Origin of the sequence: Streptomyces sp. JJ36 (genome assembly GCF_021696945.1) — a bacterium.
In the GTDB taxonomy this organism is placed as follows: Bacteria; Actinomycetota; Actinomycetes; order Streptomycetales; family Streptomycetaceae; genus Streptomyces.
Window position 1 is genome coordinate 72,267 of record NZ_JACYHE010000019.1, and the last position, 11,689, is coordinate 83,955.

Sequence of the window (11,689 nt, forward strand, 5' to 3'; positions counted from 1 at the left end):
GGTCACATCACCACCTTGACGACGCCGGTGAGGGCGATCTGGAAGAGGGCGAGCGGAACGAGCGCCGTCCAGGCGACGCGCTGGAGCTGGTCCTCACGCAGCCGCGGGTAGCTGACCCGCAGCCAGATGACCAGGAAGGCGAGGACGGCGGTCTTCAGCAGCGTCCACAGCCAGCCGAACTCGCCGGCGAACGGGCCGTGCCAGCCGCCCAGGAAGAGCACCGTGGTGAGCGCGCAGAGCACCACGATGCCCGCGTACTCGGCGAGCAGGAAGAGCGCGAAGCGCAGCCCGGTGTACTCGGTGTACGCGCCGAAGATGATCTCCGAGTCGGCCACCGGGGCGTCGAACGGCGGGCGTTGCAGCTCGGCCAGTCCGGCGGTGAAGAAGACGAAGGCGCCGATGAGCTGCCAGGGCACCCACCACCACTCGAACCCCGCCAGGATGCCGGGCAGCGAGAGGGTGCCGGCGGCCATGGCGACAGAGGCGGCGGCGAGCAGCATCGGCAGCTCGTACGCCATGAGCTGGGCGGCGGTGCGCAGGCCGCCGAGCAGCGAGTACTTGTTGGCCGAGGCCCAGCCGCCCATCAGGGAGCCCAGCACCCCGACGCCCAGCACCGCGAGCACGAAGAAGATCCCGGCGTCGATCACCTGGCCCACGCCGCCGTCCGGCGCCAGCGGGATCACGATGAGGACCAGCAGATAGGGGATCAGCGCCACCGCGGGGGCGAGCTGGAAGATGCGGCGGTCGGCGCCGGCCGGGACCACGTCCTCCTTCTGCGCGAACTTCACGCCGTCGGCGACGAGCTGGGCCCAGCCGTGGAATCCCCCGGCGTGCATCGGGCCGACGCGGCCCTGCATGTGGGCCATCACCTTGTGCTCGGTCTGGCCGACGAGCAGCGGGAAGGTGAGGAAGACGAGCAGGACGGCGAGCAGCCGCAGGGTGACGTCGAGCGCGTCCATCAGCTCTCCTCTCCCGTCTCCTCGTCGCGCCGGGGCGTGCCGTCCTCGGGGGCCGTCGCGCCGCGCCGGCCGGCGTCGCCGCCCGGTTCCCGGCGGGCGCCGCCCTCCCGGGCGTGGTCCCTGTCCTCGGGGCGGTCCGGGGTGCCGGGACGGTCCGGGGTGCCGGGCGTGCCGTTCTCCGGCGGCGTGGCGTCGTCGTCCGCGGGCTGGGCATGGTGCCACGGCGCGTCCGTGGAGCGGCCACCGGGGGCGGGGCGGGAGCGCTCATGGGGCGCGGGGCCCCCGGCCTCCGGGCGGTCACCCTGCGCGGCGCCGCCGCTCTCCGCGGCGTTCCCGGCCTCCGGGCCGCCGGTGTCCCGGCTCCCGCTCTCCGGGGCGCCGGTCTCGCCCGTCCCGGGTGTACGCCGCTGGCTGGCCGAGCCCTCGCTCGCGCTCCGGGACCGGCGCGGCGGACGCGAAGCCGCCGGCCCGGACGCCGCACCCTCCGCGCCCGCCGACGCGGACTCCTCCGGAGGGGACGCCTCCGCCCGCTGACTGGCCGAGCCCTCGCTCGCGCTCCGCGACCGCCGCACCGGACTCGAAGCCGCCGGCCCGGACGCCGCACCCTCCGCGCCCGCCGACGCGGACTCCTCCGGAGGGGACGCCTCGGCCCGCTGACTGGCGGACCCGGCGGAGGCCGTGCGGCTGCGGCGCGTCCGGTCCCCGGCCGCGCGGCCGCGCGCGGGGCGGGAGGGCGCGGGCGGGAGCTGTCCCTTGAGCGGCCCCCACTCGTTGGGGTCGGGCACGCCCGGCGGCAGCATCTGCCGCCGCTTGGGCCCGCCGTGCCCGGACTCGCCGGGTTCCTTGGCCCCGGGCCACGCCTTGACGACCCGGGCGGCCAGCACGAAGTCCTTCCGCAGCGGGTGGCCTTCGAAGCTCTCGGGCAGCAGCAGCGGTTCCAGTCCGGGATGGCCGGTGAAGTCGACGCCGAACATCTCGTGGGTCTCGCGTTCGTGCCAGGCGGCGCCCGCGAACACGCCGGTCGCCGTGGGCAGCGCGGGGGCGTCGTGCGGCACGGTGGTCCGTACGACGAGGCGGCGCAGCCCGGTGCCGTGGCCGGCGGGCAGCGCCACGAGGTGGGCGCAGACCCGGAAGCCGGCGTCCGGCTCGTCGACCGCGCTCAGCCAGTCGAAGTAGCGGCACCCGAGGTCGTCGCGGGCGGCCCGGAGGGCGTCGAGCCAGCCGCCGGCCGGGACGTCGACGGTGAGCAGTCCGTACGCCTCGGCGGCGGAGGCGCCCGCGCCGAAGAGTTCCTCCGCGCCACGCGGCAGCCACCCCACCGGCGGCTGGGGCTCGGGCGCGTCCGGCTGCTCCCCGGCGGCAGCGTCTCCGGCAGGACCGTCCGCGGCGGACGCGGCGCCGCCGGAAGCCGCCCCGGCGGCGTTCGGGCCGGTCGGCGCTCCCCCCGCGGAGGCGTCCGGGGAGGAGGCGGCCCCGGTGGCGTCGGCGGCGCCCGCGCCCGCCGGGCGCTCCGGCCGCTCCTCCGGGCGGCCTCCGGGCTCCGGCGTCCCGGTCACGAGGCGCCCTCCGCCCGCGCCCCGGGCGTCTCCGGCGGCGTGACCAGCCCGCTGGTCAGCGCCCCCGCGGAGGCCCCGCCCGGAGTGCCGTACCGCTCGGCGACGGACTCCCGGGCGATCTTCTCCTGCAGCTTCAGGACGCCCTGGAGCAGCGCCTCGGGCCGCGGCGGGCAGCCGGGCACGTAGACGTCGACGGGGATGATCTGGTCCACGCCCTTGGTCACGGCGTACGAGTCCCAGTAGGGACCGCCGCAGTTGGAGCAGGCACCGAAGGAGATCACGTACTTCGGGTCCGGCATCTGCTCGTAGAGCCGCTTGACGGCCGGGGCCATCTTGTCGGTGACCGTCCCGGAGACCACCATCAGGTCGGCCTGCCGGGGGCCGGGCGCGAAGGGGATCACGCCGAGCCGGATGAAGTCGTGCCGGGCCATGGACGCGGCGATGAACTCGATCGCGCAGCAGGCGAGGCCGAAGTTGAAGACCCACAGGCTGTAGCGGCGGCCCCAGTTCAGGACCACCTTCATGGGCTCGGGGGCCAGCCGGGCCAGTGCCCCGAGCCTGCGGGGCTCGGGGAGGTCGGTGCGGGTCACGTCCATTCCAGGACGCCCTTCTTCCATGCGTAGAGGAGCCCGACGGTCAGAAAGCCGAGGAAGACGAACATCTCCACCAGGGTGATCCCGCCGAAGCCCGGCGCGGCGAAGACGGTCGCCCAGGGGAAGAGGAAGACGGAGTCCACGGCGAAGATCACGTAGAGGAAGGCGTAGACGTAGTAACGCACCTGCGTGTGGGCCCAGCCCTCGCCGACCGGGTCGACGCCGCACTCGTACGTCAGCAGCTTCTCCGGCGTCGGCGCGACCGGCCGCAGCAGCCGGCCGGCCGTGAAGGCCACCGCGACGAAGAGCACACCGACGACCGCGACCAGCCCGACGACCGAATAGCCGTGGAAGTAGTCCGGCACGTCCGCCCGTCCTCACCTGTTCGTGTGCCGCAGTCTCGCTGCAGTCCCGACTCTCGTCCTTCCGACGATCCGTACGCACCGGAGTCTAGGCCCTGCTCACGGCGGCGTCTGCGGCCCGTCCGCGCACGGAGACACCGTCCGCGCCCCCGGCCCCCTCACCCGTACGGCCGAGGGCCGGGCCGGTGGGGACAACCCCACCCCGGGACACCCACGAACCCCATGGCGCCGCCGGTCCGGAGCGGGGCACTCTGGGGCCCATGACCGCGAGCCCCACGGAGCCCGACGAGGGCCGGCTGCCCCCGCCCCGCGCGCCGCTGAGCGCCCAGACCTGGCGGGAGATCGCCCACCTGCTGACGAACATGCCGCTGGACATCGCCGGCTTTGTCTACGTCATGGTGTGCGTGTACGTCTGCGGGCTCAGCTCGCTCACCGTCATCGGGCTGCCGCTGCTGGCCCTGGCGCTGAGCGGCTGCCGGTGGTTCGGGCGGCTGGAGCGGGGCCGGGCGCGGGCGCTGCTGCGGGTGCGGGTCGAGGAGCCCAGCCCGCTGCGGACCGCCGAGCGCGGTTTCTTCCCCTGGCTGTGGGTGCGGCTGAAGGACCCGGTGGCCTGGCGGCACGCGCTGTACTCGCTGATCCGGCTGCCGTGGGGCGTGCTCACCTTCGCCGTGACCCTGACCGGGCTGTTCGTGCTGTGGCCGGTGCTGCCGTGGGTGGTGCGCGGGCTGTCGGACGTGGACCGGGCGATGGTGCGCGGGCTGCTCTCCCCCTCGGACGAGCTGGAGCGGCGGATCGCCGAGCTGGAGTCGGACCGGGGGACGGTGGTGGACACCGCCGCCGCCGACCTGCGCCGCATCGAGCGCGACCTGCACGACGGCGCCCAGGCCCGCCTGGTCACCCTCGCCATGGGCCTCGGCCTCGCCAAGGAGAAGCTGCTGGAGGACCCGGAGGCCGCCGCCCGCATGGTCGACGAGGCCCACGGCGAGGTGAAACTCGCCCTCCAGGAACTCCGCGACCTCGCCCGCGGCATCCACCCCGCCATCCTCACCGACCGCGGCCTCGGCCCCGCCCTCTCCGCCCTCTCCGCCCGCTGCACCGTCCCGGTCACCGTCTCCACCGACCTGGGCGTGCGCCCGGCGGCGGCCATCGAGGGGATCGCCTACTTCACCGTCTCCGAGCTGCTGCAGAACGTCAGCAAGCACAGCGGCGCCCGTACGGCCGGGGTGGAGGTGTGGCGGGCGGGTGACCGGCTGCTGCTCCAGGTGCGGGACGACGGGCGCGGCGGCGCGAACGCCGGCGCGGGCAGCGGCCTGGCCGGACTGGCCGACCGGCTGGACTCCGTCGACGGGCTGCTGCTGCTGGACTCCCCGGCCGGCGGGCCGACCGTGATCACCGCCGAGCTCCCCTGGCGCGACCGGGAGCGCACCGACCCGGCGGCCCGCGGCCCCCACTCCCCGGAGCCGGAGCGGGCGCGCGGGAACGCGCCGGCGGAGCGGCCCGGGGCGAAGCCGGGCCGGGGGGTGGGGTAAACCCCCGGACCGGAACACCGACCGGCCGCATGGCACCGCCCGCCCCCGGCGCGGAAGCTGGAGGAGCTGGAGGAGGGCCCGGCCGGGCACGGTCCGGGGCCGGCGCTCCGGAGGCCCCGCCTTCCGGCCGCGCCTGCCGCCCCACCCCGGGCCTGCCCCCGCCTCACCCGCTGACCGCCTCCTCCCCCCGGCCTCACCCGCCACCCGACAACGAAGGACACGCCCATGGACACCACGGCCCCCGCCTACGGCCCCCCGCAGCCGCGGCCCGCCGCGCGCCGGCGCCCGTGGCCCGCCGAGCTGCTCCGGGGCCCGGTCGCGGGCCGCACCTGGCGGGAGTTTCTCCATGTGCTCACCGGTCTGCCCCTGGCCGTCGCCGCGTTCGTCTACTCCGTGACGGTGCTCTCGCTCAGCGCCGGCCTGCTGGTCACCTTTCTCGGGGTGCCGGTGCTGGCGGCGGGGCTGGCCGGATGCCGGGCGCTGGGGCGGCTGGAGCGGGCCCGCGCCCGTGCGCTGCTGGGCCTGGAGGTGGCCGAGCCGGAGCCCGTACGGGCGTTGCAGCGCGGCCGCGGTCTGCTGCCCTGGACGGGGGCGCTGCTGCGCAGCGGGGTGTCCTGGCGGTCGCTGTTGTACGCGCTGCTGCACTTCCCCTGGGCGTTGTTCTCCTTCGTGCTGGCGCTGACGGTGTGGGCGAACGGCTGGGGGCTGCTGCTCTACCCGGCCTGGCAGTGGGTCTTCCCGCGCCATCTCGGTCAGCCGGGCATCCAGCTCTGGGGGGACGGCACCGAGGGCGGCGGCTGGTATCTGGACTCGGCGGCCGACCAGCTCTTCGCCTCGTCGGCCGGGCTGGCGCTGGTGCTGCTCACTCCGTGGCTGCTCCGCGGCCTGACGGCGGTGGACCGGGCGCTGGTGGCGGGGCTGCTGGGGCCCTCCCGGCTGGCCACCCGGGTGCGGGAGCTGGAGTCGGACCGGGGGACGGTGGTGGACACCGCCGCCGCCGACCTGCGCCGCATCGAGCGCGACCTGCACGACGGCGCCCAGGCCCGCCTGGTCACCCTCGCCATGGGCCTCGGCCTCGCCAAGGAGAAGGTCCTGGAGGACCCGGAGGCCGCCGCCCGCATGGTCGACGAGGCCCACGGCGAGGTGAAACTCGCCCTCCAGGAACTCCGCGACCTCGCCCGCGGCATCCACCCCGCCATCCTCACCGACCGCGGCCTCGGCCCCGCCCTCTCCGCCCTCTCCGGGCGCAGCACCGTCCCGGTGCAGGTCACGGTGGATCTGGACGGGCGGCCCGCGCAGGCGATCGAGGGGATCGCCTACTTCACCGTCTCCGAGCTGCTGCAGAACACCGGCAAGCACGCCGGGGCGACGCGTGCCGCCGTGGAGGTGTGGCGGGCGGGTGACCGGCTGCTGCTCCAGGTGCGGGACGACGGGCGCGGCGGCGCGAACGCCGGCGCGGGCAGCGGCCTGGCCGGACTGGCCGACCGGCTCGCCTCCGTCGACGGGCTGCTGCTGCTGGACTCCCCGGCCGGCGGGCCGACCGTGATCACCGCCGAGCTCCCCTGGCGCGATCCGTCCCCTGCCGGGCGCCCGGACCCGGCGCACCCGGACCCCGGCGTCCCCGGGCGTCCGGGCCGGTGCTGAACCCCGCGGCGGGCCGTCGCGTCCCCCCTCCGGTGGGGGGCGCGGTCTGGAATGCTGGGGGCGTCCCGTCGGGAGGCGCCCGCCGGTGCGGGGGCCGGGAAGCGTGGAGGACGCGTTGCGTGTGGTCATCGCCGAGGACTCGGTGCTGCTGCGGGAGGGCCTGACCCGGCTGCTGACCGACCGGGGGCACGAGGTCGTGGCCGGGGTCGGGGACGGCGAGGCCCTGGTCAAGACGGTGGACGAGCTGGCGGCGGACGGCCGGCTGCCGGACGTGGTGGTCGCCGACGTACGGATGCCGCCGACCCACACGGACGAGGGCGTACGGGCGGCGGTGCGGCTGCGCGCGGCGCACCCGCGGCTGGGCGTGCTGGTGCTCTCCCAGTACGTGGAGGAGCAGTACGCCACGGAGCTGCTGGCCGGCTCCAGTCACGGGGTGGGCTATCTGCTGAAGGACCGGGTTGCCGAGGTCCGCGAGTTCGTGGACGCGGTGGTGCGGGTGGCCGAGGGCGGCACGGCGCTGGACCCGGAGGTGGTCGCGCAGCTTCTGGGCCGGAGCCGCAAGCAGGACGTGCTCGCCGCGCTGACCCCCCGGGAGGGGGAGGTGCTGGCCCTGATGGCGGAGGGCCGGACGAACTCGGCCATCGCCGCGCAGCTCGTGGTGAGCCACGGGGCGGTGGAGAAGCACGTGAGCAACATCTTCCTGAAGCTCGGCCTGTCGCAGAGCGACGCGGACCACCGCCGGGTGCTCGCCGTCCTCACCTATCTCCGCTCGTGACCGGCCCTCCAGCCGTGTCTCCCGCCGTGACCGGCCGCCACGTCACGGCATGCCGTCTCAGATTCCGGTCCAGCATGTGATCGAACTCAGGTAGGCGACCCTTACCCACGTACGATGGCTGCGGGCCGCCGCCCCCGAGGGAGGTACGAATCACCGTGACCAGCGAGGTCAGTACAACCGATCAGCAGCCGACGGCCGGGAAGGAGGTCCGGCGCCTGGACCGGGTGATCATCCGGTTCGCGGGCGACTCCGGCGACGGCATGCAGCTGACCGGGGACCGCTTCACCTCCGAGACGGCGTCCTTCGGCAACGACCTGGCGACGCTGCCGAACTTCCCGGCCGAGATCCGCGCCCCCGCAGGCACCCTGCCGGGCGTCTCCAGCTTCCAGCTCCACTTCGCCGACCACGACATCCTCACCCCGGGTGACGCGCCGAACGTGCTGGTCGCGATGAACCCGGCGGCGCTGCGGGCGAACATCGCGGACGTCCCGCGCGGCGCCGAGGTGATCGTCAACACCGACGAGTTCACCAAGCGGGCGATGGCCAAGGTGGGCTACGAGACCTCGCCGCTGGAGGACGGCTCGCTGGACGGCTACCGCGTGCACCCGGTGCCGCTGACCACGCTCACCGTGGAGGCGCTCAAGGAGTACGAGCTGTCCCGCAAGGACGCCGGCCGGTCCAAGAACATGTTCGCGCTGGGCCTGCTGTCCTGGATGTACCACCGCCCGACGGAGGCGACGGAGCGCTTCCTGCGGGCGAAGTTCGCGGGGAAGCCGCAGCTCGCGGAGGCGAACGTGGCGGCCTTCCGGGCCGGCTGGAACTTCGGCGAGACCACTGAGGACTTCGCGGTCTCCTACGAGGTGGCCCCGGCGACCGCCGCCTTCCCGCCCGGCACCTACCGGAACATCTCCGGGAACCTCGCGCTGTCCTACGGACTGATCGCCGCGTCTCAGCAGGCGGACCTGCCGCTCTTCCTCGGCTCGTACCCGATCACGCCGGCCTCGGACGTGTTGCACGAGTTGTCCAAGCACAAGAACTTCGGCGTGCGGACCTTCCAGGCCGAGGACGAGATCGCCGGGATCGGCGCCGCGCTCGGCGCGGCGTTCGGCGGCGCGCTCGGGGTGACCACCACCTCCGGTCCGGGGGTGGCCCTCAAGTCCGAGACGATCGGGCTGGCGGTCTCCCTGGAGCTGCCGCTGCTGGTCGTGGACATCCAGCGCGGCGGCCCCAGCACCGGGCTGCCCACCAAGACCGAGCAGGCCGACCTGCTCCAGGCCATGTACGGGCGGAACGGCGAGGCACCGGTGCCGGTGGTGGCCCCGGCCACGCCGGCGGACTGCTTCACGGCGGCGCTGGACGCGGCGCGGATCGCGCTCACCTACCGCACCCCGGTGTTCCTGCTCTCGGACGGCTATCTGGCCAACGGCTCGGAGCCCTGGCGCATCCCGGACCGGGACGAGCTGCCGGATCTGCGGGTGCAGTTCGCCACCGGCCCGAACCACGCGCTGGACGACGGCACCGAGGTCTTCTGGCCGTACAAGCGCGACCCGCAGACCCTGGCCCGTCCCTGGGCGGTGCCGGGCACGCCGGGCCTGGAGCACCGGATCGGCGGCATCGAGAAGCAGGACGGCACCGGCAACATCTCCTACGACCCGGCCAACCACGACTTCATGGTCCGCACCCGGCAGGCCAAGGTGGACGGCGTCGAGGTGCCGGACCTGGAGGTCGACGACCCGGCGACGGACCCGCACGACGGGCCGGCCCGGGTGCTCGTGCTGGGATGGGGCTCCACCTACGGGCCGATCACCGCGGCCGTGCGCCGCGTGCGCCGGGCGGGCGGCCGCATCGCGCAGGCCCATCTGCGCCACCTCAACCCCTTCCCGGGGAATCTCGGCGAGGTGCTGCGGCGCTACGACAAGGTGATCGTGCCGGAGATGAACCTGGGGCAGCTCGCCACGCTGCTGCGGGCGCGGTACCTGGTCGATGCGGAGTCGTACACGCAGGTCCGCGGGCTGCCGTTCAAGGCGGAACAGCTCGCGAACGCTCTCAAGGAGGCCGTCGGAAATGGCTGAGCAGCTCACGGAGGGGCCGACCGCCGGGGAGGCGGCCGAGGGCCTGGGCGCCCTCTCCCTGGTGCCGAAGGCCGAGGGCAAGCAGACCATGAAGGACTTCAAGTCCGACCAGGAGGTCCGCTGGTGCCCCGGATGCGGCGACTACGCGGTGCTCGCCGCGGTGCAGGGCTTCCTGCCGGACCTGGGGCTGGCGAAGGAGAACATCGTCTTCGTCTCCGGGATCGGCTGCTCGTCCCGCTTCCCGTACTACATGAACACCTACGGGATGCACTCCATCCACGGCCGCGCCCCGGCCATCGCCACCGGCCTGGCCGCCGCGCGCCAGGACCTGTCGGTGTGGGTGGTCACCGGTGACGGCGACGCCCTCTCCATCGGCGGCAACCACCTGATCCACGCGCTGCGGCGCAACGTGAACCTGAAGATCCTGCTCTTCAACAACCGGATCTACGGGCTCACCAAGGGCCAGTACTCGCCGACCTCGGAGTCCGGGAAGATCACCAAGTCCACCCCGATGGGCTCGCTGGACACCCCGTTCAACCCGGTCTCGCTGGCGCTGGGCGCCGAGGCGTCCTTCGTCGCCCGCACCGTCGACTCCGACCGCAAGCACCTCACCTCGGTGCTGCGGGCGGCCGCCGACCACCCGGGCACGGCCCTGGTGGAGATCTACCAGAACTGCAACATCTTCAACGACGGCGCCTTCGAGGTGCTCAAGGACAAGCAGCAGGCGCTGGAGGCGGTGATCCGCCTGGAGCACGGCGAGCCGGTCCGTTTCGGTGCACCGGCCGAGGACGGCCTGGGCGGCAAGGGCGTGGTCCGGGACCCGGCCACCGGGGAACTGCGGATCGTGGACGTGGCCGAGGAGGGCACCGACGGGGTGCTGGTGCACGACGCGCACGCCGACTCGCCGGCCACCGCCTTCGCGCTCTCCCGGCTCGCGGACCCGGACACCCTGCACCACACGCCGATCGGCGTGCTGCGCAGCGTGCGCCGCCCGGTCTACGAGCAGGCCATGGCCGAGCAGCTCGAGTACGCGGTGGAGCAGCAGGGCAAGGGCGACCTCTCCGCCCTGCTGGCGGGCAAGGACACCTGGACCGTCGTCGGCTGACGCGCCCACCGCGGGAGCTGCGCGGACGCGACACGGAGGCGACACGGACGCGACACCCGGCCGTCATGACCGTTCCCTGAAAACGGAAATGACAGCCGGGGTCGTCCGGCGTTACCGTCAGGGGGTCGCCGTTCGCCAGGAGGGTCCCCATGCCGTCGAGCAGTGCATCCCGCACCGGGTTGATGTTCGGTTTCGCCGCCTACGGCATGTGGGGGCTGCTGCCGCTCTACTGGCATCTGCTGGAGTCCACCGGCGCCGTCGAGGTGCTCGCCCACCGGATGGTGTGGTCGCTGCCCACCTCGCTGCTGATCCTGGCCGCGCTGCGCCGCTGGTCCTGGATACGCGCCCTGCTCCGTGAGCCGCGCAAGCTCGCCCTGATCCTGCTGGCCGCGACCGTGATCTCGGTCAACTGGGGCCTGTTCATCTGGTCCGTCACCGCCGACCGGGTCATCGAGGCGTCCCTCGGCTACTTCATCAACCCGCTGGTCTCCATCGCCTTCGGCGTGCTGCTGCTGCGGGAACGGCTGCGGCCCTCCCAGTGGGTGGCGGTCGGCATCGGCGGCACGGCCGTCGCCGTGCTCGCGGTGGCGTACGGCCAGGTGCCCTGGCTCTCCCTCGCCCTCGCCTTCAGCTTCGCCACCTACGGCCTGATCAAGAAGCACGTCCGGCTGGACGGGGTGGAGAGCTTCAGCGCGGAGACCGCCATGCAGTTCCTGCCGGCGCTGGGCTTCCTCGTCTACCTCACCGCCCGCGGCGACTCCAGCTTCACCACCGAGGGCACCGGGCACGCCCTGCTGCTGGCCCTCGCGGGCGCCGCCACCGCACTGCCGCTGATCCTCTTCGGCAGCGCGGCGGTCCGGCTGCCGCTCTCCACCATCGGGCTGCTCCAGTACATGGCGCCGGCCTTCATGTTCCTGCTCGGACTGCTGGCCTTCCACGAGCCGATGCCGCCGGAGCGCTGGGCGGGCTTCGTACTCGTGTGGGTGGCGCTCACCGTGCTCACCTGGGACGCCCTGCACGCCGCGCGGCGCGGCCGGGCCCGGCTGCGGGCGGCCGCCGCGGCCGGGGACACCGGTGCCGGGGGCGCCGCCGGC

Annotated in this window: 10 protein-coding genes; 6 read left to right on the plus strand and 4 right to left on the minus strand. The window is 74.3% G+C overall.

All coding sequences use genetic code 11. From position 1 onward, the window contains the following. Window positions 1-2 precede the first annotated feature (2 nt). The 4 genes from HOY81_RS10815 to HOY81_RS10830 all read right to left on the minus strand — a co-directional run bounded on the left by HOY81_RS10815 (window position 3) and on the right by HOY81_RS10830 (window position 3,473). A complete protein-coding gene (locus HOY81_RS10815) occupies window positions 3-962 on the minus strand; it encodes a complex I subunit 1 family protein (RefSeq protein ID WP_237320069.1) in 960 nt (319 codons plus the stop codon). Next, window positions 959-2,278, minus strand: coding sequence for an NADH-quinone oxidoreductase subunit C (locus HOY81_RS10820; RefSeq protein ID WP_237320070.1), 1,320 nt, complete (start codon window positions 2,276-2,278; stop codon window positions 959-961). Before HOY81_RS10820 ends, HOY81_RS10815 begins: the two co-directional genes overlap by 4 nt. Window positions 2,279-2,511: 233 nt before the next feature. Next, window positions 2,512-3,111 (minus strand): NADH-quinone oxidoreductase subunit B, encoded by a 600-nt coding sequence (locus HOY81_RS10825; protein ID WP_237320061.1) that lies wholly within the window; start codon window positions 3,109-3,111, stop codon window positions 2,512-2,514. Then, entirely contained in the window at window positions 3,102-3,473 is a 372-nt protein-coding gene (locus HOY81_RS10830) for an NADH-quinone oxidoreductase subunit A (RefSeq protein ID WP_237320062.1), read from the minus strand. Before HOY81_RS10830 ends, HOY81_RS10825 begins: the two co-directional genes overlap by 10 nt. A gap of 257 nt (window positions 3,474-3,730) precedes the next feature. Here HOY81_RS10830 and HOY81_RS10835 point away from each other — a divergent pair, with 257 nt between their 5' ends. The 6 genes from HOY81_RS10835 to rarD form a co-directional block, all read left to right on the plus strand. Then, on the plus strand, window positions 3,731-4,999 hold the full coding sequence (locus HOY81_RS10835) for a sensor histidine kinase (protein ID WP_237320063.1): 1,269 nt from the start codon (window positions 3,731-3,733) through the stop codon (window positions 4,997-4,999). Window positions 5,000-5,224: 225 nt separating this feature from the next. Beyond that, entirely contained in the window at window positions 5,225-6,643 is a 1,419-nt protein-coding gene (locus HOY81_RS10840) for a sensor histidine kinase (RefSeq protein ID WP_237320064.1), read from the plus strand. 115 nt (window positions 6,644-6,758) lie between these two features. Then, window positions 6,759-7,418, plus strand: a complete 660-nt coding sequence (locus HOY81_RS10845) for a response regulator transcription factor (protein ID WP_272892647.1) — start codon at window positions 6,759-6,761, stop codon at window positions 7,416-7,418. Between the two features lie 155 nt (window positions 7,419-7,573). Beyond that, a complete protein-coding gene (locus tag HOY81_RS10850) occupies window positions 7,574-9,490 on the plus strand; it encodes a 2-oxoacid:acceptor oxidoreductase subunit alpha (protein ID WP_237320065.1) in 1,917 nt (638 codons plus the stop codon). Further along, window positions 9,483-10,595, plus strand: a complete 1,113-nt coding sequence (locus HOY81_RS10855) for a 2-oxoacid:ferredoxin oxidoreductase subunit beta (protein WP_237320066.1) — start codon at window positions 9,483-9,485, stop codon at window positions 10,593-10,595. Before HOY81_RS10850 ends, HOY81_RS10855 begins: the two co-directional genes overlap by 8 nt. 149 nt (window positions 10,596-10,744) lie before the next feature. Continuing rightward, a partial coding sequence (gene rarD, locus HOY81_RS10860; RefSeq protein WP_237320067.1) for an EamA family transporter RarD occupies window positions 10,745-11,689 on the plus strand: 945 nt, incomplete at its 3' end.

What these genes read in the sequence shown, in the direction of transcription:
- HOY81_RS10825 (WP_237320061.1), bottom strand. Translation starts at nt 3,111, where the DNA reads ATGGACGTGACCCGCACCGACCTCCCCGAGCCCCGCAGGCTCGGGGCA.
- HOY81_RS10835 (WP_237320063.1), top strand. Translation starts at nt 3,731, where the DNA reads ATGACCGCGAGCCCCACGGAGCCCGACGAGGGCCGGCTGCCCCCGCCC.
- HOY81_RS10840 (WP_237320064.1), top strand. Translation starts at nt 5,225, where the DNA reads ATGGACACCACGGCCCCCGCCTACGGCCCCCCGCAGCCGCGGCCCGCC.
- HOY81_RS10855 (WP_237320066.1), top strand. Translation starts at nt 9,483, where the DNA reads ATGGCTGAGCAGCTCACGGAGGGGCCGACCGCCGGGGAGGCGGCCGAG.